24 protein-coding genes are annotated in these 24,252 nt (G+C 70.0%); 9 read left to right on the top strand and 15 right to left on the bottom strand.

The annotated features are described in order from the left end of the window. Positions 1-21: 21 nt before the first annotated feature. The 3 genes from QSK21_RS18875 to dacB all read right to left on the bottom strand — a co-directional run bounded on the left by QSK21_RS18875 (position 22) and on the right by dacB (position 3,878). Positions 22-1,206: a tRNA lysidine(34) synthetase gene (locus tag QSK21_RS18875; RefSeq protein ID WP_285697446.1), complete on the bottom strand. Its 1,185-nt coding sequence runs from the start codon at positions 1,204-1,206 to the stop codon at positions 22-24. Positions 1,207-1,224: 18 nt separating this feature from the next. Further along, positions 1,225-2,349 (bottom strand): Rv3626c family coenzyme F420 biosynthesis-associated protein, encoded by a 1,125-nt coding sequence (locus QSK21_RS18870; protein WP_285697684.1) that lies wholly within the window; start codon positions 2,347-2,349, stop codon positions 1,225-1,227. A gap of 173 nt (positions 2,350-2,522) precedes the next feature. Next, positions 2,523-3,878 carry a D-alanyl-D-alanine carboxypeptidase/D-alanyl-D-alanine endopeptidase gene (gene dacB / locus QSK21_RS18865; protein ID WP_285697681.1) on the bottom strand — a complete coding sequence of 452 codons (1,356 nt, stop codon included), beginning with the start codon at positions 3,876-3,878 and terminating at the stop codon, positions 2,523-2,525. 187 nt (positions 3,879-4,065) lie between these two features. Between dacB and QSK21_RS18860 the strand changes: the two genes are divergently transcribed. After that, complete coding sequence (locus QSK21_RS18860; RefSeq protein WP_285697445.1) at positions 4,066-4,560, top strand: inorganic diphosphatase; 495 nt, start codon at positions 4,066-4,068, stop codon at positions 4,558-4,560. 84 nt (positions 4,561-4,644) lie between these two features. Here the strand turns inward: QSK21_RS18860 and QSK21_RS18855 are convergent, their stop codons facing one another. From QSK21_RS18855 to QSK21_RS18845, 3 genes are all read right to left on the bottom strand, one after another. Beyond that, positions 4,645-5,877, bottom strand: a complete 1,233-nt coding sequence (locus QSK21_RS18855) for a C40 family peptidase (RefSeq protein ID WP_285697444.1) — start codon at positions 5,875-5,877, stop codon at positions 4,645-4,647. Positions 5,878-6,009: 132 nt separating this feature from the next. Further along, entirely contained in the window at positions 6,010-7,788 is a 1,779-nt protein-coding gene (locus tag QSK21_RS18850) for an RNA polymerase sigma factor (protein ID WP_285697442.1), read from the bottom strand. A 323-nt stretch (positions 7,789-8,111) separates the two neighbouring features. After that, positions 8,112-8,864, bottom strand: a complete 753-nt coding sequence (locus QSK21_RS18845; RefSeq protein WP_285697440.1) for a nuclease-related domain-containing protein — start codon at positions 8,862-8,864, stop codon at positions 8,112-8,114. Between the two features lie 161 nt (positions 8,865-9,025). Here QSK21_RS18845 and QSK21_RS18840 point away from each other — a divergent pair, with 161 nt between their 5' ends. After that, positions 9,026-9,685, top strand: coding sequence for a MerR family transcriptional regulator (locus QSK21_RS18840; RefSeq protein ID WP_285697439.1), 660 nt, complete (start codon positions 9,026-9,028; stop codon positions 9,683-9,685). After that, positions 9,682-12,141 (top strand): VIT domain-containing protein, encoded by a 2,460-nt coding sequence (locus tag QSK21_RS18835; protein ID WP_285697438.1) that lies wholly within the window; start codon positions 9,682-9,684, stop codon positions 12,139-12,141. The genes QSK21_RS18840 and QSK21_RS18835 overlap by 4 nt, the downstream gene beginning before the upstream one ends. A gap of 81 nt (positions 12,142-12,222) precedes the next feature. On the opposite strand, the gene QSK21_RS18830 is transcribed toward QSK21_RS18835, so the two are convergent. Then, positions 12,223-13,680: an MFS transporter gene (locus tag QSK21_RS18830; protein ID WP_285697437.1), complete on the bottom strand. Its 1,458-nt coding sequence runs from the start codon at positions 13,678-13,680 to the stop codon at positions 12,223-12,225. Positions 13,681-13,767: 87 nt separating this feature from the next. On the opposite strand from QSK21_RS18830, the gene QSK21_RS18825 reads away from it, so the two are divergent. Continuing rightward, positions 13,768-14,154 carry a MarR family winged helix-turn-helix transcriptional regulator gene (locus QSK21_RS18825; protein ID WP_285697436.1) on the top strand — a complete coding sequence of 129 codons (387 nt, stop codon included), beginning with the start codon at positions 13,768-13,770 and terminating at the stop codon, positions 14,152-14,154. A 15-nt stretch (positions 14,155-14,169) separates the two neighbouring features. On the opposite strand, the gene QSK21_RS18820 is transcribed toward QSK21_RS18825, so the two are convergent. Continuing rightward, the gene (locus QSK21_RS18820) at positions 14,170-14,607 is read right to left on the bottom strand and encodes a hypothetical protein (RefSeq protein ID WP_285697435.1); all 438 of its coding nucleotides are present in this window, start codon (positions 14,605-14,607) and stop codon (positions 14,170-14,172) included. A 139-nt stretch (positions 14,608-14,746) separates the two neighbouring features. Between QSK21_RS18820 and QSK21_RS18815 the strand changes: the two genes are divergently transcribed. Then, on the top strand, positions 14,747-15,373 hold the full coding sequence (locus QSK21_RS18815; RefSeq protein WP_352231295.1) for a maleylpyruvate isomerase N-terminal domain-containing protein: 627 nt from the start codon (positions 14,747-14,749) through the stop codon (positions 15,371-15,373). A gap of 23 nt (positions 15,374-15,396) precedes the next feature. Here QSK21_RS18815 and QSK21_RS18810 read toward each other — a convergent pair whose 3' ends face one another. Continuing rightward, entirely contained in the window at positions 15,397-15,828 is a 432-nt protein-coding gene (locus tag QSK21_RS18810) for a protein-tyrosine phosphatase family protein (protein WP_285697434.1), read from the bottom strand. Between the two features lie 579 nt (positions 15,829-16,407). Here QSK21_RS18810 and QSK21_RS18805 point away from each other — a divergent pair. Continuing rightward, positions 16,408-17,163, top strand: a complete 756-nt coding sequence (locus tag QSK21_RS18805; protein ID WP_285697433.1) for a DUF5131 family protein — start codon at positions 16,408-16,410, stop codon at positions 17,161-17,163. Here the strand turns inward: QSK21_RS18805 and QSK21_RS18800 are convergent. Next, positions 17,150-18,244, bottom strand: coding sequence for a three-Cys-motif partner protein TcmP (locus QSK21_RS18800; protein WP_285697432.1), 1,095 nt, complete (start codon positions 18,242-18,244; stop codon positions 17,150-17,152). The two genes, QSK21_RS18805 and QSK21_RS18800, sit on opposite strands and share 14 nt — an antisense overlap. A 139-nt stretch (positions 18,245-18,383) precedes the next feature. Between QSK21_RS18800 and QSK21_RS18795 the strand changes: the two genes are divergently transcribed. Both QSK21_RS18795 and QSK21_RS18790 read left to right on the top strand, forming a co-directional pair. Beyond that, entirely contained in the window at positions 18,384-18,575 is a 192-nt protein-coding gene (locus tag QSK21_RS18795; protein ID WP_285697430.1) for a hypothetical protein, read from the top strand. Positions 18,576-18,616: 41 nt separating this feature from the next. Continuing rightward, a complete protein-coding gene (locus QSK21_RS18790) occupies positions 18,617-19,060 on the top strand; it encodes a pentapeptide repeat-containing protein (protein ID WP_285697429.1) in 444 nt (147 codons plus the stop codon). A gap of 116 nt (positions 19,061-19,176) precedes the next feature. On the opposite strand, the gene QSK21_RS18785 is transcribed toward QSK21_RS18790, so the two are convergent. The 5 genes from QSK21_RS18785 to QSK21_RS18765 form a co-directional block, all read right to left on the bottom strand. Beyond that, positions 19,177-19,434, bottom strand: a complete 258-nt coding sequence (locus tag QSK21_RS18785) for a hypothetical protein (RefSeq protein ID WP_285697427.1) — start codon at positions 19,432-19,434, stop codon at positions 19,177-19,179. Beyond that, a complete protein-coding gene (locus QSK21_RS18780; protein WP_285697426.1) occupies positions 19,431-19,718 on the bottom strand; it encodes a DUF6247 family protein in 288 nt (95 codons plus the stop codon). The genes QSK21_RS18785 and QSK21_RS18780 overlap by 4 nt, the downstream gene beginning before the upstream one ends. Positions 19,719-19,845: 127 nt before the next feature. Then, entirely contained in the window at positions 19,846-20,715 is an 870-nt protein-coding gene (locus QSK21_RS18775; RefSeq protein ID WP_285697424.1) for an HD domain-containing protein, read from the bottom strand. A gap of 430 nt (positions 20,716-21,145) precedes the next feature. After that, positions 21,146-21,871 (bottom strand): PP2C family protein-serine/threonine phosphatase, encoded by a 726-nt coding sequence (locus tag QSK21_RS18770; RefSeq protein ID WP_285697423.1) that lies wholly within the window; start codon positions 21,869-21,871, stop codon positions 21,146-21,148. 5 nt (positions 21,872-21,876) lie between these two features. Beyond that, entirely contained in the window at positions 21,877-22,695 is an 819-nt protein-coding gene (locus QSK21_RS18765; RefSeq protein WP_285697422.1) for a GntR family transcriptional regulator, read from the bottom strand. 386 nt (positions 22,696-23,081) lie between these two features. Here QSK21_RS18765 and QSK21_RS18760 point away from each other — a divergent pair, with 386 nt between their 5' ends. Then, entirely contained in the window at positions 23,082-24,107 is a 1,026-nt protein-coding gene (locus tag QSK21_RS18760) for a hypothetical protein (protein ID WP_285697420.1), read from the top strand. The last annotated feature ends 145 nt before the right edge of the window (positions 24,108-24,252 follow it).

Here is a 24,252-nt window from a genome sequence, read left to right as displayed (position 1 = left end):
ACCCACCCTCTTGCCCTGCCGTCACCGATCTGAGGCGTCGCGCGGCCGTGCCCGGCCGGGGCCGAGAAGCAGCCTCCCATACCGCCGGATCGCTTGCAGCCCTCCGGGGAGGTCCACGTGCCGCTGCCCGCGCCACGCCGTGATCAGCCGATCCACTTCCTCGACATGGACCGCCGCGAGGGTACCCGGTGGGCTTCCGGCGCGGATCGCCGCCATGCGCAGTACGCGGGTGCGGACGGCGCGCGGCAGCGCCACGAGCCTTTCCACATCGAGTTCCACGTCATGTCCCGCGCCGGGTTCCGCGTGGGGTTCCGGGTCTTCGTCCGGTACGAGTGCTTCGGCGTAGGCGCGGGCGGCGATGTCGTCGAGCGCGTCGGCGTCGTCGCGCAGCAGCCGGGCCGTCCGGGCCAGTGCCTCCGCCACTCCAGGCCCCAGCGCCTTCTCAAGGGCCGGCAGGGCCTCGTGGCGTACGCGGACGCGCGTGAACGCCGGATCGTCGTTGTGCGGATCGTCCCAGGGGTCGAGGCCCATCGCCTCGCATGCGCGCCTGGTCGTGGCCCTGTCCAGGTCCAGCAGGGGACGGAGGTAGCGCACCTTCGCCCCGTCCTTCTCAGCCCCGTCCTTCTCATAGGTCCGGACGAACGAAGGCGGCATCCCCGCCAGGGAACGTGCCCCCGACCCCCTGGCGAGCCCGTTCTCAGCCCCGTCCTTCTCATAGGTCCGGACGAACGAAGGCGGCATCCCCGCCAGGGAACGTGCCCCCGACCCCCTGGCGAGCCCGAGCAGCACCGTTTCGGCCTGGTCATCGCGGGTGTGTCCCAGAAGGACGGCGGCCGCTCGCAAGCGCACCGCCGCCTCGTCCAAGGCCGCGTAGCGCGCTTCACGGGCGGCGTTCTCGATGCCGCCGCGATCCCCTACGACGACCGCCACCGACCCGGCCGGATCCAGGCCAAGGTCGGCGAGCACCCGTACCACCTTGGCGGCGCGGGCGGCAGAGCCCTCCTGGAGGCCGTGGTCGATGGTCACGCCCCCGGCCGGGCGTCCTCCGGGCTGCGAACGCGGGGCCTCGAACGCCAGCGCGGCGGCCAGCGCCAGCGAGTCGGCGCCGCCGCTACAAGCGGCCAGGACCATCGCACTGGGCGGCAGGCCGGCGAGCGACCGCCGTACCGCCAGCCGTACGGCGGCGACGGCCGGATCAGGCCCCATGCCCGACCAGGGCTCGGGTCACTCGGTCTCCGCCCCGGCGGCCTTGGGAGGCGCGGCGTCCAGGGCGCGCGGGCCGATGACACGGTCCATCCACAGGGACGGCTCCTTGATCTCCGCGTGGGTGGGCAGCGTCTCCGGAGAATCCCAGATCTTGTTGAAGCCGTCCATGCCCGCCTCGCCGACCACGTGCCGGACGAACACCGAGCCCTCGGCGTACTGCTTCATCTTCAGTTCGAGGCCCAGCAGCCGCCGGATCGTCTTGTCGAGCCGGTTGCCGCCCTCGCGGCGTCCCTGGAAGCGCGACCTGATCTCCTCGACGGACGGGACGACCTCCGGGCCGACCGCGTCCATCACGTAGTCGCCGTGCCCCTCCACCAGCGTCATCACGGCGGTGAGACGGTCGAGGATCTCGCGCTGCTCGGGCGACTGGATCGCGTCGATCAGGTTGCCCTCGCCGCCCCTGATGGCGTCGGTGACGGCGTCGGTCACGTCCCGCAGCCGGTCCAGCATCGCGCCCGGGTCGATGTCGGAGGCCAGCAGGAACCGGGTCATCTGGTCCTGCACGTACTCGCGCAGCCACGGCACGCCCGTGAACTGGGCGCGGTGCGTCTCCTCGTGCAGGCACACCCAGAGCCGGAAGTCGCGGGTGTCGACGCCCAGCTCCTGCTCCACGTGGACGATGTTGGGCGCGACGAGGGTGAGCCGCCCGGTGGGCGCGCGGCCGTCCGGGTCCGGCGGCAGGAACAGCTCGTACTGGCCGAGCACGCGCCCGGCCATGTACGCCAGGATCGCGCCGACCTGCATCCCGGTCACGCGGGACCCGACGGCCTGGACGACCACGCCGCCCGCGCCGCCGCCCAGCAGCCCGGGGCCGCGGCGCTCGGCCATCTGCTCCATGAGCGGCTCCAGCACCACGCGGAAGCCGTCCACGTTCGCGCGGATCCAGCCGGGACGGTCGACGATCGTCGCGGGCGCCGGATCCTCCTCGGCCCGCATCCCGGTGAAATCGCGGACGTACCCCTGCGCGTCCCGGGACAGCTCGCGTAGCTGTTCCACGACCGCGCGGGCCTCTTCATGGCCGACCTGCGGACCGGGCCGCAGGAGCCGGGTGCCGGTCTGAACGGCCAGGTTCCAGTCGATCATTGAGGCGCTCATGTACTCCACCGTACGTTCCGGGTAGCGGCGCCGGAGCGCCCTGCTCGTTCGTTCAACGAACGACCCCCCTGGTTATCTCCCGTCCAGCCTCCGCCACACGTCCGGGAACGGCATGGCAAACCCGTGGCCATGCCGCGGCGCCCCGCGGGTCCCGGACGCGCTCACCGGCAGCCGCAGGAGGCCACGGCGGCGGCCAGCCGGTCGAGCCTGCCGGGATCGACCGGTCCCTTGCCGTCGCCCATCATGAACGCGAACGCCAGGACCCGGCCGTCGGCGTCGTGAACGATCCCGGCGAGGGTGCTGACACCGTTGAGCGTGCCCGTCTTGGCGCGCACCACACCGGCCCCGCCACGGGTGGACGGCGCCGTGTAGCGGGGGGCGTCCAAGGTGCCGGAGAACCCCGCCACGGGCATCCCTGTGATCGCGGCGCGCAGGCGTGGGTGGTCCGGGGACGCGGCCAGGGCGATGACGGACGCGAGCGCGGCGGGGGTGATCCGGTTGGCGGTGGACAGCCCGCTGCCGTCGTTCACCCGGATCCCGCCGCGCACGCCCAGGCCCGCCAGCGCCCGCATCACCGCCTGGGAGGCGTCGGCGAACGTTCCTGGGCGCCCGGTCTTGAGGGCGACCTGGCGGGCCATGGCCTCGGCCACGTCGTTGTCGCTCTCGGTCATGAGGTGCTCGACCAGTTCGGCGGCCGTCGGCGACCGCACGGCCCCCAACTGGACGGCCTGCGCGGGCGCCGTCGTCGAGCGGCCTGCGCGGGCCGTCACGCCGTATCGGGTGAGCAGCTTGGCGAAGGCCGCTGTCGCGGACGCGGCGGGGTTGGAGACGCGGCCGTTCCCCTTGGAATCGCCCGGGGCTCTTCGTCCCCGGTCGACGGTCAGCGCGGAGAGCGGGGCCAGCTCGCCGTCCGGCAGGTAGTTGGGCTTCCATCCGTAGGCGGCACGCGGGCCTCGGTAGGCGGACACGTCGTAGTCCACGCGCCGCACACCGGACGCCTTCAACGCGGTGGCGGTCTGGCGCGCAAGCTCGGGCAGCGACGCGTACTCAAGGCCCTGCTTGCGTGAGGGGCGCGCCGTCAGGGTGGGATCCCCGCCGCCTACCAGCACGACGCCGCCGTCAGAACCCCGTACGGTCCGGGTGGTGATGCGGTGCGCGGGGCCGAGGGTGGCCAGCGCCGCCACCGAGGTGACGAGCTTTGTGGTGGACGCGGGTGTCGCGGGCTCGTCGGCGCGCGAGGCGAACAGCACCCGTCCGGTCGCCACGTCGGTCACGACCGCGCCGATCCGGGTGTCCGCGCCCGCGAGCAGCGGGACGAGCCGCCTGCTCAGCGCGGCCGGATCCGGTACGGGGGCGGTGGTGCCCGCGGCCGGGCGAACGGCCGAGGTGAGCACCGGCGCACGCCCCGCCACCGCCGCGGGCCGCGACTCCGGTGCCCGCTCGGGTGTGAATTTCACCACTGCCGCACCGGCGGAGAGGGCGAAGACGTGGAGGGATGCCAGCGTGCTCAAGGCCATGATCCTGGCGTGTCTGGGCACGTGGCCGTACCTCTCCTGCTCGGCACTCACGGACGTGCGACATCCTGGTATAGGAGAACATTCTCTGCGCGGGCCTGGTGAGACCGGCCGCGCGCACGGGGACCCCGGTGAACGGCGACCCGGGAAGACTGAATCACTGCGACCGCGCAGGGGAGCGGAGGACATCTTGGATTTCGACGTCACGATTGAAATCCCGAAGGGCCAGCGGAACAAGTACGAGGTGGACCACGAGACCGGCCGCATCCGGCTGGACCGGATGCTGTTCACCTCGACCCAGTACCCCGCCGACTACGGCTTCATCGAGCACACCCTCGGTGAGGACGGGGACCCCCTCGACGCCCTCGTGCTGCTCCAGGAGCCCACGTTCCCCGGCTGCCTGATCCGCTGCAGGGCGGTGGGGATGTTCCGGATGACCGACGAGGCCGGCGGCGATGACAAGGTGCTGTGCGTCCCCGCCACCGACCCCCGGCAGGAGCACCTGCGGGACATCCACCACGTGCCCGAGTTCGACCGGTTGGAGATCCAGCACTTCTTCGAGGTGTACAAGGACCTGGAGCCCGGCAAGTCCGTCGAGGGCGCAAGCTGGGTGGGCCGGGTCGAGGCCGAGCTGGAGATCGAGCGCTCGCTCAAGCGCGCCGCCGAGCAGGGCGACCACCACTAGGCGCACCCGCGGATGACGCGACCTGTACGGCGTTGTCCCGCTCCCGACGCCGTACGGTCCCGGTCACGCCGCACCGGGGCGGGCTCAGCCCGCCGGGCGGACGGCGCCGATGAGGCCGTTACGCCAGATGCTGGAGATGCGAACCCGTCCCCCTGTGTACGGGGCCTCCACCATCCGCCCGCGGCCGATGTAGATGCCGACATGGTGGATCGTGCTGGGGTTCGAGGTGTTGTGGGCGAAGAACACCAGGTCCCCCTGGATCATCCGCCGCAACGGGACGCGCGGCCCCGACGTCCATTGCGTGCCCGTCCAGTGGTCGAGCCGCACCCCGGCCTTGTCCCACGCGTACAGCGCCAGCCCCGAGCAGTCGAACCCATGGATGCGGGACCCGTGCGCTATGCCGTACGTGGGGCCGTTCGCGTTGCCGCCACCCCATGAGTAGGGCGTTCCCAGCCACCTGAGCGCGGCCCGCGCCACGATAGCGCCACGCCGCGAGGCGGACAGCGTGCGCCCGGGTGCCGTCCCTTTGGTGACCGGTCCTTTGCTGGACGGGCTGTTGGTGACCGGTCCTTTGCTGACCGGAATGCTGACCGGGACCTGCTTCAGGGCGTTCTCGCGTGCGCGTTCCAGCTCGGCGGCCTTGGCGCGGGCGATGCCGAGCCGCTTCTCGAGCACGCCCTTCCTGGACTTGAGCCGCCGCACGGCCTCGTTCTGCCGGGCGACGGCGGCTTCGGCGGAACGCTTGGCGGCCTCCGCGCGTTGCGTGGCGGTGCGCTGCTCGTCGTACGCCGCCCGCGCCTGCCGGTGGAACACCTCCGCGACGTACACGGCGGCCTGGACCTTCTGAAGGGCGCCCGCGCGTTGCCGTGCCAGCATCTCCGCCATCGCGGCCCTGTCCATGAAGCCCTGAGGGCCGCCGTGCCCCGCCACGACCGCAGGCCAGGCGTTGCCGCCGCCGGTCCGGTACGCGGCGGCGGCGAACACGGCGAGTTCCGCCTTGGCCGCCTCCACCCTGCGTCCCGCTTCGGCCAGCCGCGCCTGGACGGCCTGGTACGCGGCGCGGGCACGCACGAGCCGGACGACCTCGCCGTGGTAGCGCTCCACGGCCAGTGCCGAGCCGGCGGAGAGCCGCTCCAACTCGCCGCGTGCCTGAGCCAGCCTGGCCTTGGTGCGCCCGACCTCGGCGGCCTGCCTGCGCACCCGCTCCTTGCCGCGTTCGACGTCCCGTGCGCTAGGGGCTGGGTCGGCACGCACGTCCCCCGGCGCGGCAAGGGCGGCCAGCGCCCCGCCCAGCATGAGGACTGCGGCCGCGCGCACGCCCCTTGACCCCGCGTTCAGAAACACGGTTCCCCCTACCGTGCTGCATCCCCCCGTGGATGATCAAGACCAGAAGGTAGGGCACGCGGGCGGCCGAGGCCACGACCGACACAAACTGCTTGTGAACTGGGCTTATGAGCCCGGCTTCGGCCCGCTCGCGCCGTTCGACGAGGGCGTCGCGGGGCTCCGGGACGGATCCGGAGGCGGATCGGACGGCGCGGGCGGCCGGGATGCGGGCGGTTCCGTGGGCGAGGTCGGCGGCGGGCTGGACGGCTCCGTGGGCGACACCGGCGCGCGTGAGGGGGTGGGACTGCCCGGCTCGGGTTGCGGCGCGGTGCCGGGACGCCAGGTGACGCGCACCTCGATGCGCCCGGGGTTGAGGATCAGGCCCCCTTCGCCCTGCGACCGGGACGTGCGGGAGACCTGCACCGTGAGCCTGACCGCCCGTCCCGCCGCCAGCCGGCCGGACGTGGCGCTGGGCCGTACCGCGCCCCACGGCCGGGCGGACCAGGCGACCGGCCCGCCCGAGGCCCGCAGCTCGATCGTGCCGTGCGAGCGGTCGGCCAGGTCGAGGAAGAGGGGGGCGGCCGAGAGGGTGCCGCCGCGCGGGCCTGGACCGCCCGCCCCGGCGCCGCCGGACGGTCCGAGATCACCGGGGGCCGGCGGCCAGGGGAGCGCGAACGGCGGGGCGGACGAGGCGAGCGCGCCGAGCGGGAAGGTCGCCGACACGGGCATGCGGGCGCCGTCGTCGTCGGATGCCTCGGGGTCGCGCGGGGGCGGCTGGGAGATCGCGGTCGGCACGGCCTCGTCCGGGCTCGTTTCCCCCATGGACGTGCCAGCGTGGTGCTGCGGGGGCAGCAGCGCCCGCGCCACGGCCGTACCTCCGCTGATGAGCAGGGCGGCCGAGACGCACCCGACCGCGAGCCTGCGGGCGGCGGCGTGCTGCACGTCCCGCGCTCCGGACCCGCCACGCGCGCTCGATGCCTCACACGAAGCGGGCTGCCACGGCACGGCGAGCCTGTGCAGGAAACGCAGGGCCGGGTTGTGGGTCCCGCGCTCGGCGGCGCCGGCGGCCCGCGACGGCTCCCGCGGGCGTGCCTGGACGGGAAAGCCGCTGGGCGCGAAGTCCGACACCCGGGTGGCCACGAAGAGGCGGTAGTCGGCCAGCTCGGGGCCGAGGAACCCGCTCATCACGCGGACGCGCAACTCCTCGGGAGGTTCGGCCTGCGGCAGGAGGCCGAAGACCTTGGCGGCCGAGATGGCGCGGGGGCGGAAGGCCCCGCAGACAGGGCACTCCTCGGTGTGCCGCAGCAGCGCGCGGCGCAGACCTGCGTCGATCTGGCCGTGCCGGTGGTGCCGTTCGCGCAGCAGACGGCCGCGCGCCTCGCAGCCGTACGGCCCCTGGTGGGCCAGGATCTCGGCGGTCAGGGCGGCGCCCAGCTCGGTGTGGGCCCGGTCGAGCGCGAGCTGGGCGGCCCGTACCGGCAGGTCGAGGATCGCGGCCAGATCGGTCACCGGGAGCCGGTGCCGCACCCGCAGCTCCAGCGCCTCCCGGCTGAGGACGTCCAGGGCCAGCACCGCCTGCCAGGCCATCACGCGCTGGTCGACGTCGTCCTGGTCGTGGGTGGCGACGGGCAGGTCGGGGGCGAGCGCGCGACCGGGGAGCCGCCGGTGGCACTCCAGCCGCGCCACCGCGTACAGCCAGGGGGCCAGCCGGTCGGGATCGCGGAGCCTGTCCACATGGGCGTCGGCCACGATGAGGGCCTCGCGCAGCGCCACCTGGGCCGCGTCCCGCTCGCGCAGCAGGAACCAGCAGTAGGCGTAGAGCCGGTTCGCATAGGCGTCGTAGAGGGCGGCCGGGGCACCGGGCTCCCGCGCGCGCAGGGCCCTGACCAGTCGGCGGTCGTCCATGCGCAGCAAAGTAGAGGGTTCCGGGTCTTCTGACATGCGCTTTCAAAAACTCGAACGGCGCAGTCCACAAATGGCCGTAACCCTTTACTGACATTTGGCGGGCGACGCCTCGGCTCAATGCATCGTTGCGCGGAATATTGGGAGTTGTCGCACTTAGAGCCCTATGTCGGGGTTACCTGGCGCGTTCCACAGCCCTCGACAAGCGAGGTTGCTCCGACATGCCGCCACTGCAACTGATGGTCGCACAGCGCGTCACTGGTTCGCCATGGACAGCGGAATTGTGATCCTTTTCTGGACCAGCGTCCACGCCATTTCGCGATCATCTATTCGATCATCGGTGGCAGCGCGCGTTCCGCCGCCGCGGCGATCGTCGCGACCTGGGCGCTGGTGAAGACGACCGGGCGTCCGGAGATGACACGCGGGAGGGCGCGGGCGCGCTGGAACTCCACTGCCTCGTCCCCGATCCCGGACCGGAGCCCGCCCCGTGACGGGCGCGCCCCGTGCACGGACACCATGGCCTCGACCCCGATCTTGTAGTCGAGCTCGCCGCCCAGCAGCTCGGCGACGATGGCCGCGGCGCGGACGGCCGATGCCCGCACGTTCCCCGCGGGCCTGCGTCCGGCCCACACCTGGTCGCCCTCCGTCCACAGCCGAACGCCGCGACGCCAGCGGCGGCTCGCGATGGCGTACACCCCGGTCAGGCCGACCACCAGGTGGTCGAGATTGGTGACGGGCGTGCCCGGCAGCGCCCTGTCGTGGAGAACGTGGAAGCCCGCCGGGTCGAGCGCGGCCAGCCGCCGTCCGGTGCGCCGCTCGGCCACGGCCCCGCGCCGCCAGTTGGTCACAGGACTGGGACGGACGCGCTCGTACACCGTGTGCCCTGCGAACGCGCCGACCGCCACGGCGATCCCCGCCCACCACATGCTCAGCCCGGCCGCCACCACCCCGGCGCCGAGCGAGAGCAATGCGCGGACCACCACGCGTTCCCTGCGGTTCTCGGCGGCGAGCGCGCGGTACCGCGACCAGGCGGAGGCGCCGGCGCCGGACGCGCCGGGACCACCGCCGCTGCGCAACACGGGCCTCTCCCCTCCCGGCGGCCCCACCCGGCCTCCGCTTGCCGCTGGACGCAAGCGTGCGCCAGCGCCCCGCGCCGTTCAAGGACTTTGACGTCTTCGTGGTGACCGGCGGCCATGCCCGGACATTGACACTGTCATCATTACAGTGTCACTATCGGTCCATGGACGCACCCTGGACGATCGCCGAGCTGGCCGAGCGGGCCGCCGCCGCGCTCAGCGCCGACGGCGCCGAGGCGTCCGGACGGCGGGCCAACGGCCGGGTCCGCGACCTGCCCAACGAGCGCCTGATCCGCTGGTACACCACGATCGGCCTGATCGACCCGCCGCTGGGGCGGCGTGGCCGCACCGCGCTCTACGGGCCGCGCCACCTGCTGCAACTCGTCGCCGTGAAGCGCCGCCAGGCCACGGGCCGCAGCATCGCCGAGATCCAGGTCGAGCTCGCCGGGGCCACCGACGCGACGCTGAGCGAGATCGCCGGACTCCGGGACCTCCCTGCTCCGGCACGTCTGGAACCGGAACCGGGGCGCGAACGCGGACGCGCCCGTTTCTGGGCGGCCCAGCCCTCCGCGCCGCCCCCCAACGAGGCGAACGGCGTCCGGCACACCCCGGAGCCTGTGCAGGGCGTGCGGCTGGCCCCCGGCGTCACCGTGCTCCTCGACGACCTCGCAACAACCGGCCATCTCTCCGCAGAAGACCTCGCCGCGATCGGCCGTGCCGCCCGTCCGTTCTTGGACGAGCTGAGGCGGCGCGGCCTGCTCCGCGACACCGCATCACCCGACGCCCATGACCGAACCGCCGAACCGCCTGGGAGGTCCAAGTGACCCTGCACATCGCTCCGCTGCCCGAGCCCGAGGCGCCACCGGCCCCCGACGGCGGGCTCGGCGCGCTGACCACCGACCGGGGCAACCTGCCGCTCGACACCGTCGACGTGCGCGCGTCCATCACCGGCCTGGCCGCCTCCATCGAGGTCGTGCAAGGTTTCCGCAACCCGTTCGACGTGCCGCTCGAGGCCACCTACATCTTCCCGCTGCCCGACCGCGCCGCCGTGACCGCGCTGCGCATGGAGGCCGCCGACCGGGTCATCGACGGAGTGCTCAAGGAACGCGCGCAGGCCCGGCAGGACTACGACGCCGCCATCGCCGCCGGCAAGCGCGCCGCGATCGCCGAAGAGGACCGTCCCGACGTCTTCACCATGCGGGTCGGCAACATCCTGCCCGGCGAGCGGGTGACGGTGCGGCTGACGCTCAACCAGCCCCTCCCCTACGAGCAGCGGCCCTTCGGAGGCCCGGCCGCCGCCACGTTCCGCTTCCCCCTGGTCGTCGCGCCCCGCTACATCCCGGGCACGCCCCTGGACGACGAACAGGCCGGGTCGGGCGTCGCCGCCGACACCGACGCGGTGCCGGACGCGTCCCGCATCAGCCCGCCGGTGCTGCTGCCCGGCTTCCCCAACCCGGTCCGGCTGTCGATCACGGCCGACATCGACCCGGCGGGGCTGGAGCTCACGGGCGTCCGCTCGTCCCTGCACGCCGTCGCCGAGGACTCCGTGGACGGGCGGACGACCGTGCGCCTGTACCCCGGCGAACGGCTGAACCGCGACTTCATCCTCCTCCTCGACTACGCCGCCGCGTCCGGCGGCGCCGGGACGTCGCTCACCCTCACACCGGACGAGGACGGGGCCGAGGGGACGTTCGCGCTGACGGTCCTCCCGTCCGGCGAGGGCACCCCGCGCCCGCGCGACATCGTGCTGGTCCTGGACCGTTCGGGCAGCATGAGCGGCTGGAAGATGGTCGCGGCCCGGCGCGCGGCCGCCCGGATCGTCGACACCTTCACCGACGCCGACCGGTTCGCCGTGCTGTCGTTCGACAACGTCGTCGAGCGTCCGCGCGACCTCGGCCTCGGCCTGGTGGCGGGCACCGACCGCAACCGGTTCCGCGCCGTCGAGCACCTGGCCTCGCTGGACGCTCGCGGCGGCACGGAGATGCTGTCGCCGCTGGAGGAGGCGTGCGGGCTGCTCGCCGACGCGGGCGGACGCGACCGCGTCCTGGTGCTGATCACGGACGGCCAGGTCGGGAACGAGGATCAGATCCTGGCCCGGCTGGTCCCGCGGCTGCGCGGTGCCCGCGTCCACACCGTCGGCATCGACCGCGCCGTGAACGCCGGCTTCCTGGGACGGCTGGCCGACGCGGGCCAGGGCCGGTTCGAGCTGGTCGAATCGGAGGACCGGCTGGACGAGGCGATGGAGCACATCCACCACCGCATCGGCGCCCCGCTCGTCACGGACCTGGACGTGCGTCCCGTGGACGGGCTGGAGTTCGTCCAGGACACCGTGGCGCCGCGGCGGATCGGCGCCCTGTACCCGGGCGTGCCGCTGGTCGTGTCGGGCCGCTTCCGCGGGTCCCCCTCCGGAGGCGTGGTCGTGCGGGGCACGGCTTCAGACGGCTCTTCCTGGGAACGGCGCGTCACGGGCACCGAGACCAAGGCACCGGCGGCCGGAGCGATCTGGGCCCGCGCCCACCTCCGCGACCTGGAGGACCGTTACGCCGTCTCCGGATCGTTCGACCTTGAGAAGCGCATCGTCGCCACATCCCTGCGCTTCAACGTGCTGTGCCGCTTCACCGCGTTCGTGGCCGTGGACAGCCGGGTCGTGGCCGAGGGCGGCGACCCGCACCACGTCGTCCAGCCGGTCGAGCCACCGGACGGCTGGGCCGTTCCACCGGGGGGCCTTCCTCTCACGCCGTCAGGGGCTGTTCCCCCCCGTGTGGCAGGGGCCGTTCCGCCCGCTCCGATGATGGCGGGAGGTTACGGCGCCGCCCCACAGGGCGCACCCGGTGGGCCTCCTCCGCCGTCCGCCTACGACGCGAGCTTCAGCACCGACGGCTTCATCGAAGCCGAGAGGGAACTGTTCCCGCCGTCACGGCGTAGCGCGCGTGCGCGTACCGGCAAGCGCGGCCTCACGCCCGAGACGGCGGCCGAGTTCGCCAAGCTCCTTGAAGAACTCCAGGCGGTGGCCTCGGCCGACCGGGATGGACGCAGGGCGTACCTGCTCTACACCGCGCTGCCGACGCTCGAAAGGCTCGCCCGGCCTCTGCAGGACGAGACCCTGTCGTGGCTGGTGAGGGCACTCACGTCCCTGAAGGACGCCGCTTGGGGCGGCATGTCCGACGCCCGCTTCGACGAACTGTGGGACGAGACGCTTCGAGTGCTCGGCGACATCGTCCAGCAGAAGCCGGAATTCGAGCGGGGCCAGCGCCGTTCATTCTGGAAGCGGCCCCGATAAGTACGGGGACCTCAAGCAGTGTGGGCGCCCTGCCTCGGGGGGAGGGCGCCCACACTTGTGTTCTCTGGTTCTCGCTTGGGCTTAGTCGGACTGGACGTGCTCGGGCCGGTACCGCCTCGCCAGCGGGACCACGTTGAACGCGAGCCCTGCCAGCGCGACGCCGGTGACGAGGTTCACACCCGGGTGGTACGGGCTGAAGTCGGCCGCGGCGGCGCCGGCATGCGAGCCGCCCGCGACCAGGGCCGTGACCACGGCCAGCACCAGCGCGGCGCCCACCTGGCCGGAGGTCTGCACCAGCCCGGAGGCCAGGCCCTGCTCGTCGTCGTGGATGCCCTCGGTGGCCTGGGCCATGATCGAGCTGAACCCGAACGCGAACCCGCCGCCGAGCAGCAGCATGGACGGCAGGATCGTGGCCAGGTAGTGCGGTGAGTTCCCCGCGGTGGCCAGGAACCAGGCGTAGCCCAGGCTCAGCGAGGTCATCGAGGTGACGATCAGCCGGGGCGTGCCGTACCGGTCGATGAGCCGTCCCATGAACGGCGAGCTGAACGCGACCAGCAGCCCGCCGGGCAGCAGCGCGAGCGCCATCCGCAGCGGCGACCAGCGCAGGACGTCCTGAAGGTAGAGGGTCATCATGAACTGGAAGCTGAGGTAGGAGCCGAACAGCGCCACGATGCTGAGGTTGGCCCGCACGATCGAGGCGATCCGTAGGATGCCCAGCCGGATCAGGGGATGCGCGACCCGGTTCTCGGTGGCCACGAACCCGGCGAGCAGCGACACGGCCAGAGCGAACGAGCCGACGGTCAACGGGTCGAGCCAGCCGCGTTCAGGCGCGGACACCACGGTGTAGACGGCCAGCAGCATCCCCGAGGTCAGCGTCACGGCGCCCACCAGGTCATGGCCCCCCTGGGCGGCGGGACGGTCCCGCGGGATCAGCGCGAAGCCGGCGACCAGGGCGAGCACAGCCAGCGGCACCGGGGTCAGGAACGTCCAGCGCCAGCCGAACCCGGTGAGCATCCCGCCCAGGATCAGCCCGGACGAGTACCCGCTGGCGCCGAACACCGTGAAGATCGACAGGGCCCGGTTGCGCGCCGGTCCTTCATGGAACGTCGTGGTCAGGATGGACATGGCGGTGGGGGCCGTGAACGCCGCCGCGAGGCCCTTGACGAACCGGGTGACGATGAGCAGGGTGCCGTCGTTCACCAGGCCGCCGACCAGCGAGGCCACCGCGAACACCGCCAGAGCGGTCAGGAACACGCGGCGCCGTCCGAGGAGGTCGGCGGTGCGGCCGCCCAGGAGCAGCAACCCCCCGTACCCCAGCACGTAGCCGTTCACGATCCACTGCAAGGCGGTGGTGGACAGGCCCAACTCGGAACCGATCGAGGGCAGAGCCACGCCCACCATGGACACGTCCAGGCCGTCCAGGAACAACACGCCGCACAGCACGGCGAGGAGACCCCACAGGCGAGGCGTCCACCTCTGCTCGTAGGCCGGCGCGGGAGCCGCGATCGCGGGCGATGTGGATGTGTCGGTGATAGTCACGAGGGGGAAGATTACATGCACATGCATCTGATGTCCAAGCATTAAATTCAGATGCATCTAATGTGCCCGCATGGTAGAATCCGCGCCATGGACTCCGAGAACGCCCTGGTGGGACGGTGGCGCGGCCTTCTGACGTCCTACAACCGGATCGCCTGCCACCTTGATCGTGAGCTGCAGGAGTCCCACGGGCTCACGATGAGCGAGTTCGAGACCCTCGACCGTCTCGTCGAGGTCGGCTGCGACGACTGCCGCATGCAGGACCTGCTGTCCCACATGTACCTGAGCCAGAGCGCCCTCTCCCGCACGGTCGCGCGCCTGGAGAAGCACGGGCTCGTCGAACGCGCCCTCTGCCAGAACGACCGTCGCGGCGTCTTCGTCCGGATCACCGAGGCCGGCCGCCGCCGCCACGCCGAAGCCCACCGGACCCACCTGGACGTCCTCTCCCAGCACCTGGACGCCCCGGTACCCGCCTGACAACCGCCGTCGCGGCTAGCGAAGCGGCCGGAGCCCGGCCCGGACCTCCTCGGAGAACAGCCGCGGCTGCTCCCAGGCCGCGAAATGCCCGCCCTTGTCGACCTCGTTGAAGTAGACCAGCTCGTCATACGCCTGCTCCGCCCAGCTACGCGGGGCCTGGTACAGCTCGTGCGGGAAGACGCTCAGCGCGGCCGGGATGGAGACGTCCTTGGCCGCGAAGAAGTCGAAGGGGTTCTCCCAGTAGAGACGGGCCGATGAGATCGCGGTGTTCGTCAGCCAGTAGAGCGTGATGTTGTCGAGGATCGCGTCCCGTGTCAGCTCGCCCGCCGGGCGTCCCTCGACGAACGCGTCCGCGATCTGGCCGTAGCTGTACGCGTCGTGGTTGAGGATCCAGGCCGCCAGGCCGACGGGTGAGTCCGCCAGCCCGTACAACGTCTGCGGCTGCGTCCCCATCTCGACCGCGTAGCCAGCGCCCTTGGTGAAGAACTCGTGCAGCTCGTCGATTCGGACATATCTCCGGCAAAGTTCCGGTCACCCCAACGGAGACGTCGTCCCGTACTACCGTTTCCGCGATGGATCTCTTCTCGCGTTCTTGACGGCCTTGCGCGCGGCGGTCGGCGAGCTCTCCGGCCAGGACTGGGAACGGCCGTCCGGCTGCACCGGCTGGCTGGTGCGGGATCTGGTCTGCCACCTGGTCATCGACGCCCAGGACGTCCTGATCACGCTGGTCACACCCGCCGACACCGAACCGACCGTGGACTCGCTCACGTACTGGAACCTCGTCGACCCCCCGACCGGCGAGGACCCCCTGGACGCGCTGATCCCCCGGCTGGCCGCGGCCTACGGCGACCCGAGCCTGCTCAAGTTCCATTTCGACGACGTCGGCTCCGCCGCGGGACGCGCCGCCGAACTCGCCGACCCCACCGTCCGCGTCAGCACCCGCGACGAGGTGCTGACCGTAGGCGACTACCTGTCCGCCTACGTCATGGAATGGACCCTGCACCACCTGGACCTCATGGCCCACCTGCCGTCGATCACCCCACCACCCGCCGACACCCTGGCGGCCTGCCGCGCCTCCCTGGAAAAGCTGGCCGGAGCACCGTTCCCGACCTCCTTCTCGGACACGGACGCCCTCCTCATCGGAACCGGACGACGCCCCGCCACCGACACCTCGGCCCTGGGCGAACTGGCCGCCAAACTCCCACTGATCCTCGGCTGACACAGGATCCACCCGCGTTAGGATCAAGCTTCGAGCCCTACCAGCAGCCGCGCCACATGCAAACCGGTGTTCAGGTAGTCGACGAAGAGCGGGTTGTTCAGCGCCCATTTCGACCGGCGGTACCGGATCAAAAAGATCGCGTCGTCCGTGCCGTATCCCAAGTTGATGAGGGCCTGGGCTGCGACAAGTCCCGATCTGTTGTAGCCGGAGTGGCAACGGACGAGAACCCGCCGACCGGCGCCGACCGCCGTTGCGGCGGACTCGGCCAGTGCGCAGATCGACTCGATCTGGTCGGCGGTCAACGGGCCATCCGGCACCTCCACGCAACGATGCTCCACTCCACCGTCGGGACCATGCCCCTCCCGCGTGTAGAGGCTGATCACCAAGTCGAACTCCGACCCAACGACGACCGGCGCTCTCAGACCCGCTGCATCGCGGTAGTAGTGACCGCCCATCCAGAGTGAGGGGACGATCTCATCCCAGGGGGAACGCGCCTCAGGCGCTCCCCCACCCTTGGTCCGCATGGTGCCGCTCCCGGCGGTGCCGCCCGACCACACCACGGGCCGGGAGAGATCAAACAACCACAATCCCCACCGTACGCGCCAAGCCGCCGCTTGAGGCCATTCCTGATGATCGCAGTCCTCAGCAAGAAGCCCCTTCCGTGAGCGGAAGGGGCCTTGGGGTGGAGCCGCCTGTCGGAATCGAACCGACGACCTATTCATTACGAGCGAAGATCGACATCCGAAGACCTGTGCATCTGACGTGCTCAGAGGTCCTTCCGGGTGGCTCGACGTCCGCCAATGTCCAGGGGCGTAGTCAGGCAAGTAGTCAGGCTTCCCGCACACCGCCAACGACCCGGCTTCTCGCCCCGATCGACCTGCAGACCGGCCGCCTGCACGCGAACCGTCATCCAATCGTGCCCGTCTCGCAGGGCATGTCTCCTTTGGAAAGTCCGACCTGAACTGTATGACCAGATGAGCAGGTGCCTACCTACCGCACCGTGTGCTCTCCACTCCGGAAGGAGCTTTTCGGCCATGGCTGATCGCAGCGCCATCGAGTGGACTGAGGCCACTTGGAATCCCACCACCGGATGTGACCGGATCTCCGCCGGGTGTGATCACTGCTACGCCCTGACCTTGGCCAAACGGCTCAAGGCCATGGGCCACGCCAAGTACCAGGCCGACGGCGACCCCCGCACCTCCGGGCCGGGGTTCGCGCTGACGACCCATCCCGACGCGCTGCGCCTGCCCTACCGCTGGCGTGCTCCCCGAACGGTGTTCGTGAACTCCATGTCCGACCTCTTCCACGCGCGGGTTCCCACGACGTTCGTCCGCGAGGTATTCGAGGTGATGGCCGACACCCCCCGGCACACCTACCAGGTGCTCACCAAGCGGGCCCGGCGGCTCAGGCTCATCGCCGACCAGCTCCCCTGGCCCGGCAACGTGTGGATGGGCGTATCGGTGGAGGACGCCTCACAGACGCACCGCATCGACGACCTCCGCGCCGTGCCTGCGGCAGTTCGGTTCCTGTCGATCGAGCCGCTCCTGGGGCCGCTACCCGCGCTCGACCTGAGGGGTATCGGCTGGGTCATCGTCGGCGGCGAAAGCGGCCCCGGGCACCGCCCCCTGGATCCTGCATGGGTCCGTGACGTGCGGGACCAATGCATCAGCTCCAAGGTGCCCTTCTTCTTCAAACAGTGGGGTGGTCGCACTCCCAAGGCCGGCGGCCGGTCCCTCGACGGACGGACCTGGGACCAGTCGCCGCGCCGAATGGGGATCAACGTGGCATGACCCGCGTGCGGGCTGTCAGCCTCCCGGTCGGCTCAATGGTCACCACACCGCTGTCGACGAGTTCGCGCACCGCCCTCTTGGCGTCCTGCTTCCGCCAGCGAGCCGTTTCCAGCAATAGCCAGATGCCCAAGTCCCCTAGCGTGACCGGGGCCTGCTGGACGCGCTGGTTTACCAGTTCCAGCAGTTCGTCTTGGACCGGCCCAACTCCGAGGGCCATCTGACCGATCATCGGTGCGCCACGCGTCCTCGGGTCCTTGAAGCTCATTCCATCGTTGCCGTCCACCTCCCACATGGCGTCCTTCATCGCCTCGACGCCCGCCTGGTGGTTTGTGCCGTACACCAGGTACAGCGGCTGGCCGGTCCTGGGGACGACTTGAAACTGCAGCCGATGCGCGAATCCCGCGCGGCCCAGCGCATCACGATAGGTAGAAAGCCAGGCTCGCCATCGCTCGTCGGGGCGGCCTTCCCGCTCGGCCGCCTGCCAGTACTCGCGCCCTCCGAAGACCATGTCCAAAGCTTCGGGGTTCTCCTCCGCACGCCGGCTGAACCAGTTGGGGCCGAACGTGGTGATGACCTCGCTGGAGCGATTCCTGGCGATCTGTGCCATCACGGTCAGCGGAACGTTCACGTTCCCCCAGCTATCGAAGATGGCCAGTACCGGGTGACCCCATGCACGGACCTCCGTCAGCACCGCAGCAGCGTCTTTCGCCTCTCCCCTACGAAGGTCGACATGGACGGGGAGATCTTCCAGGGGACCGAACCGGCGCGTCAGTACCCGACGGAGATGATCGAAGCGCGCCGCGTCCTTCTCAATGAAGATCAGGCGTACTCGCCGCCGGCTCAGCATCATGCGCTCGACGAACGTGTGTGTCAGCAGCCGGTTCAACACCAACACTGGTGACCCCTCCTCACCCCCTTCGTATTCCCCAGGCCCTGCGAAGGCGTCCATAAACGTCACCTGAGGACGCACAAAACCCGTCCGTGATGGCTGAAGCAAGATCGGCCACCACGCATCCAGGTAACGCCGGTACAGACGGTGCTTCGCCGCGGTCGCAGGCTCCAGCTTCCACAACACTGCCATCGCGACCCTCCCACGGAACATCACGTGCTTGCCGCCAAAAAGTGACAAACCGCACTGACCGGTCAGTCAAGCATTCACGCTCAGGGCCACAATCGGAAGGGCCTCCTGATGGCCGAAACCGCCCCGACCTCAGTTGTACGTGCGCTACGGCGGCGTACTGGCGCTGGAACAGATCATCCAGGACGCCCCTGACCAGGCCACCCACGCCACCCAGGTGCTGGTGGCTTTCGTGCGGCAACGAGCCCCCGTCCGCCGCCGGGACGAGGGCCCTCGCTGGCACCTCGCCCACCGCTGCCGAACGAGCCCGCCGCCGATGTCCAGGCCGCGCTGACCGCACTGACCCGGGCCGCCTCCCGCCGCCAGGTCGATCACTTGGCCGCTCCCCTTCTCCTGGACCGCCTGCATCTCGCTGGCGCAAGGTTCGCCGAGGCGAACCTTGCCGCTGCCCAGCTCGACGGGACGGATCTCACCGGAGCCTGGCTCTTTGGGACCATCCTTGTCGGCACCCAGCTCAACGGGGCAGACCTCACCGGAGCCAATCTGAGACTCGCCCAACTCCACAAGGCGCGTCTTAACATTGCCCACCTCGACGGCGCGGACCTCACTCACGCCTGGCTTGAAGAGGCGGATCTCACCGACGCCGACCTCGAGGGCGCGGACATGTCCACGGCCTTCAAATTGACGGCGGACCAGGTAGTGGCAGCGCGGCCGGACTCCACAACCCGGCTGCCGGACGCCCTTGCGGCCGACCCCGCAGTGACCGCGCGGATCACCCAAGTCCAGGCCCATAACCAGGCCTCCCGGCGCCGGAGCTGAGGCCGATATGCAGCGCCGCTGGGCCCAGATCGCCGAAAAAACGTCTCGATCAACTCGGCCCCCTGACCGGAACGGAAAGCGCGACGTGCAAAAGCACGAGACCCGAGCGGGGCTGATCAGCCAAGCCACATGACGCCGTGCACAGTCACGGTACGGGCTTGGTCGTCAATCCAGACGTGCACGATCCCGTCCCCGAGATCGAACAGCGCGAACCGGAAGGCTTCCTCATCCTCCAGCGGGTCTGGGAGGGTCTGGCCCCACGGGTCGCGGAGAATGCCGACGAGGGTGTCCCACAGCGCCTTCCCGGGGCGTTCGGGGAGGCCACGCACTTCAGTTGAGGCCTTGGCATGCCAAACGGCCCGGTAGGCGCTCACGCCATCAGATGGGAGAAAATCTCATCCATGGGGACATCCTGCCCGGCGCCAGCGCGCACGTCCTGGTAACGCTGCTGAAAGTCTGGTTTGGCGTAGGCGGTGGCCAGCAGCCGCCACGTCTGCAAGAGGCTCTGCAGGGCGCGGTAGCCGACGAAGTCGTGCGCGGCGTCCACGGCCTGGTGGTACTCGGCCAGGAACTTGGGCCGGACTTCCTCGGGCAGCGCACTCAAGATCGCCTCAGGGTCCCGGGGATCGGGTCCCTGGTGGACGGGCTGGGCGCTCATAGCCGTCACTGTAGTTGTTCGCAATTCTTCGCGCGAGGGATGGCGGAGTTCGTCGAGCCGTCGGCGTAGTACAAGTCACGGTGAAGCCCTGCCGTTGGTCTAGCACCTGCGTTTCGCATGTCTGTAGTCAACGAGGCGTGTCACCTCGCGTGGCCTTGCGGAGCCCGTGGTAGCTGGCGGCGAAGGGAGACCACCAGCTGTTGGGGTCGCCGGCGAGGATGGCCTGGGCGAGTCTCTTGGCCGAGTCGGTGCGAAGCGCAGCGATCGAGGTTTCTTCCCATGGCTCGGCTGGATGCCCTTGGGCCTTGTACTCGGCGGCCTGGAGCAGGGTTTCGATCTTGTCTGCGTCTTTGGCGACGCGCGCCTCGATGGTCTCGGCGGCCTCGAACTCGGCGATGAGGTCCTGAATGAGCTTGGCGACGTCATCGGGCATGCCGGCGGTCTGGTGAGCGGTCACGGCGTGCGGAGTGGCGGCGCGGACGTAGGCACGGCCGACGCTGGGGACGTCGCCGATGCGCGTCTCGTGGGCGTCGTGGAGCAGGCACATCGCCGCAGTGCGGCCGACGTCGGCGCCTTCGAGGGCGGCGAGAACGATGCCCACCATGCCGACGCGGGCCGAGTGCTCGGCCACGCTCTCGGGGTTGGCGATGCGCAGCAACAGCCAGCCGGATCGCGGGATCTGCTTCAGATGCCCCATCTCGTGCAGGAACGTGGCCGCACCGGCCAGGGGGTGCTCGGTGTCGTCCGGGGTAGGAAGTTTTGCCTGTTCCTTGACGTACACCCCGGAGCCGACTCGGCTGTCCACCCAGCCCTCTTCCTTGAGGCTCCGGACGGCGTTCTGGACGGTCATCCGCGCGACCCCGAAGTAGTCGGCCAGTTCGTGGGTGCTCGGCAGTTGCTCCCCGGGCTCAATCTCGCCGGTCAGGATCGCGGCACGGATGCTGGCGGCGATCTGGACGTTCGCTGGCCGCTTGTCGGCTGGGTCGATCCGCTGCATAGACAACAGCCTACCCATCTGCCTAGGCAGATCGCTTGAGCGACCTATCTAGGCGGGACTGCTCCCTGCGAGGGACCCGGCCCGCGACATCGCTGAGTTCATCAGGCGCGTAGGGACGCTGGAGAAGCCTCAGGTGCGCACCCTCGGATAGGGCGACGCCCCGTCCCGGTCCGTTCTCGTACCGACCCGGGACAAGACGCCAGACCTCGCCGACTACTTCGCCCCCTGGATCGAGCTGCCGATCCCCGGCGATGCATCAGATCACGACCCGCCGTTCGCTGAAGAGACGCCGTGACGGCGGCCCGCTGCATGCGCTGTAATTCCGCCCTGACCTTGCCTGATCGCGTTCCCCCCTGTCGGAGCCCCGGCCGAATATCTGGCCGGGAGTTCCGGCGCTGCGCAGGCCCTCGTCAGTTCACGGAAGGCCCGTTCACCCGTCCCCTGAGTGGTTCCGGCAGTCGGCGACGATCACCGTGACGTTGTCCGGGCCGCTATGGTCGATCGCTTGCTGAACGAGGTGCTCGGCCGTTTCGTCTGGGGCGCCGGGGGTGCTCAGCGTGGCCTGGATAAGGTCGTCCGGCACGACTGGGCTCAGTCCATCCGAGCACAGGAGGAACCGGTCGTCGGCGCGCAGGTTTCTCACGGTGAGGTCTGGTGATCGGCCATCTGCGCGGCCGTCAAGGAAGCGCGCCAGGCGCGGGGGAAGGTTCGGCACGTCGGCGGCATCGGACATGAGGTTGCCGTAGATGTGATCCTCTGTGAGCGGAGTCAGGCAACGGGGTGCGCCGTCGTGAATGACGTAGGCGCGGGAGTCGCCCACGTTCGCTAGGACGTACTTGGACCCGGACCACAGCATCGCCACGAGGGTCGTGCCCATCCCGGTCACTCCTGGCTCGGCCCTGATCCGTTCGCCGAGGGCGGTGTTCGCGTCGCGGACGGCCTGGCCCAACGCGTTCGAAAGATCCGATTCGGCAAAGGGGCGGTCATAGGGCTTTAGGGCCTCGATCACGGTCGAGCTGGCGATGTCGCCGGCCACGTGGCCGCCGAGGCCGTCCGCGACCGCGAACAGGTAGCGGCCTGTATAGAGGGAGTCTTCGTTGCGGCGGCGGACTAGCCCAACGTCGGTGCGGCCCGCGGCTTCAACGGTGAGGGCCATGCCGCTCACCTGCCCGTTCCAGGTGCGTCTTCATCGGGCCATGGGTCTTGCGCGGACTCATCGCGATGCAGGACGTGCACGGTTTCCACACGGTCGCTGGCCACGATGTACTCGGTGACCTCGATGGGCTTGTTGTCCCCTCCCGACGTACCGACCCGCACGATCTCCAGCACGGGCAAGCTGAGGGGGATCTCCAACAGCTTGGCCTCATCCTTGGTCGGCATGCGGGCCCGGTGGATCTCCATCCAGCTGATAGGCCAGTGGCCGGCCTTCTCCAGCCGGTAGAGCCAGTCACCGGGGCCAGGTGCTTGCGATGCAACCTCGGGGGCCGCCTCGGCCCCGCGGGGGTGGATCCACGAAATGTTGATCTGGAACGGGGGCTCGTTCTCCGGACCGGTCACCCGGAAGCGACGCATCACCGAGCTGCCCACCGGGACGCCCAACAGACCCGCGATGCGCGGATCTGTCAGCGGCTCGTGCGAGGCGCTCGGGGGGATGTGGTGCTTCCAAATCTCTTGCCCGGACGCGGACGGGAAGGAGTAGCCGGGATTGTCGGTGGCGACGTTCCGCTTCACCAGGTTTCCGCGTGGCCGACGAAGCCGCATCATGCCGTGGCGGACGATGCTCCCTCGGCCCTGGACGGCCCAGACGTACCCCTCCGTCTCCAGAGCCCCGATCGCCCGGGCGATCGTGTCCCGATTCGCGCCGTATTCGGCGGCGAAGTCGTCCAGTCGCGGGAGCCTTGCTCCAGGCTCCCACTCACCAGCCTCGATCCGGGCCCTGATCTGGGCGGCAATGTCCAGGTAACGCGAGTGCACGGCCACTCAGCCCCCCTCCATTGCCTTGACAAGCGACGGTCGCCTGCCAACTTATTGGCCCAAGACTATCGGCGGGCAGTCGGCTTCACCGATCGGTACGGCGCGAACCAGGGCCACCAGTGCATCGGGTCACGTGCCGTGTCGGGCCCGTGTGACGGATGATCTCTTGGCGTTGCTCGTAACGCTCGAGGCGTGCCTCAATGGCGGTCAATCGCTCGGTGATGGCTTGGAGTTGCGCGGCGAACTCCCTGCGTGCCTTAGGGCTCATGCGTATCAGCGTGCTCGGAGGGAGTGCTAGAAGCCATCCAGCACTCCCCGGATTTTTAGGGACAATATCTCCCTGTCTGGCAGGGAGATATTGCAAGAGGCAGACGCACGGTTAGGTTGGCGGGATGCAGACCAAGGTTCGGAGTATCCGGCAAGAACAGGCGCGTCGTGCGGCTTCCCTCCGTGACGAGGGGAAGACGTGGAGGGAGGTCGCCGACGACTTCGCTGCCCGGTACGCAGTCAACATGCGTGTCGCGTTCCGCCTGGCTCATGGATGGAGCCAGACCCAGGCCGCTAACGAATGGTGCAAGCGCTGGCCGGCCGAGCCCAAGACTGCCAAGAGCATCTCCCAATGGGAGATCTGGCCTTCGCAGACCGGCTATCAGCCATCGCTCACGGTGCTGTCCCACCTTGCCGAGATGTATGAGTGCGCCGTGGCCGATCTGCTGTCCGATTGCGGCGACTTTCGCCACCTGGACGCTGCCCGAGCATCCGACGAGTTCGCCCGAGTCGTCCAAGGGCTGGCAAGCGGTGACGGTCACGCAGACGGCCAGGCGCTTCAACTCCTTGAGCAGGCACAGGTGGAGGAACTTGCGCAGGCCGCCGCAGCGTGGATGAACAGAACGGATCCGCAAACACGACGCTCCGTGCTGATGAAACTTAGCGCGGGCCTGTCCCTTGCTGCCGCCACTCCCGCCATCGCCACACTGCTGCCCGCCGAGGATGCGTGGGCAACCGCGCCAGCCCCTGACCTCAGCGGAATCTGGCTCAGCAGGTACGTCTACCGTTCGGACAGCCGTGACGAGGAGTTCGTCGGCGAGCACTACGTGGTCCTCCGCCAGGACGGCAAGGAGTTGCGTGGCGAGAGTCTGCCGAACAACGAGGGTTCCCGGCTCAGGCTCGTCCTGTCCACGGACAGGTCAGTTGTCACGGGGACGTGGACAGAGCGAACGTCCCTCACAGGTCACTACAGGGGCGCGTCCTACCACGGCACTCTGCAAATGCTGCTGGACCCGATGGGCCGAACCATGACCGGCAAGTGGCTGGGGTTCAGCAAGGATTTCAAGGTCAACGTGGGTGACTGGTCACTCACGTTGGTGGACGAGTCCACTTCGCGCCGCGCGCAGCAGGCCTACCACTTCATGGTGTGATCGCTGCCAACACTAGCCTGAGCTTCCCCCCGTTCACCGGACACCTGTCCTGAGGTCACCGGCGATCATCAGGAAGGATGTTCGTCATGCCGTCACCACACCCGCCCGAGTTCCGGCGCCGCGCGGTCGAGCTGGCCCGCCAAGG

Origin of the sequence: Actinomadura sp. NBRC 104412 (genome assembly GCF_030269515.1) — a bacterium.
Taxonomy (GTDB): Bacteria; Actinomycetota; Actinomycetes; order Streptosporangiales; family Streptosporangiaceae; genus Spirillospora.
Note: the sequence above shows the minus strand (reverse complement) of the source record. Positions and strands in the feature narration are given on the sequence as shown.

Excerpts from the sequence above, each read along its gene's own strand:
- QSK21_RS18875 (WP_285697446.1), bottom strand. The coding sequence starts at position 1,206 with ATGGGGCCTGATCCGGCCGTCGCCGCCGTACGGCTGGCGGTACGGCGG.
- QSK21_RS18870 (WP_285697684.1), bottom strand. The coding sequence starts at position 2,349 with ATGATCGACTGGAACCTGGCCGTTCAGACCGGCACCCGGCTCCTGCGG.
- dacB (WP_285697681.1), bottom strand. The coding sequence starts at position 3,878 with ATGGCCTTGAGCACGCTGGCATCCCTCCACGTCTTCGCCCTCTCCGCC.
- QSK21_RS18850 (WP_285697442.1), bottom strand. The coding sequence starts at position 7,788 with ATGGACGACCGCCGACTGGTCAGGGCCCTGCGCGCGCGGGAGCCCGGT.
- QSK21_RS18840 (WP_285697439.1), top strand. The coding sequence starts at position 9,026 with ATGGACGCACCCTGGACGATCGCCGAGCTGGCCGAGCGGGCCGCCGCC.
- QSK21_RS18825 (WP_285697436.1), top strand. The coding sequence starts at position 13,768 with ATGGACTCCGAGAACGCCCTGGTGGGACGGTGGCGCGGCCTTCTGACG.
- QSK21_RS18820 (WP_285697435.1), bottom strand. The coding sequence starts at position 14,607 with ATGGGGACGCAGCCGCAGACGTTGTACGGGCTGGCGGACTCACCCGTC.
- QSK21_RS18810 (WP_285697434.1), bottom strand. The coding sequence starts at position 15,828 with ATGGGCGGTCACTACTACCGCGATGCAGCGGGTCTGAGAGCGCCGGTC.
- QSK21_RS18805 (WP_285697433.1), top strand. The coding sequence starts at position 16,408 with ATGGCTGATCGCAGCGCCATCGAGTGGACTGAGGCCACTTGGAATCCC.
- QSK21_RS18800 (WP_285697432.1), bottom strand. The coding sequence starts at position 18,244 with ATGGCAGTGTTGTGGAAGCTGGAGCCTGCGACCGCGGCGAAGCACCGT.
- QSK21_RS18780 (WP_285697426.1), bottom strand. The coding sequence starts at position 19,718 with ATGAGCGCCCAGCCCGTCCACCAGGGACCCGATCCCCGGGACCCTGAG.
- QSK21_RS18775 (WP_285697424.1), bottom strand. The coding sequence starts at position 20,715 with ATGCAGCGGATCGACCCAGCCGACAAGCGGCCAGCGAACGTCCAGATC.
- QSK21_RS18770 (WP_285697423.1), bottom strand. The coding sequence starts at position 21,871 with ATGGCCCTCACCGTTGAAGCCGCGGGCCGCACCGACGTTGGGCTAGTC.
- QSK21_RS18760 (WP_285697420.1), top strand. The coding sequence starts at position 23,082 with ATGCAGACCAAGGTTCGGAGTATCCGGCAAGAACAGGCGCGTCGTGCG.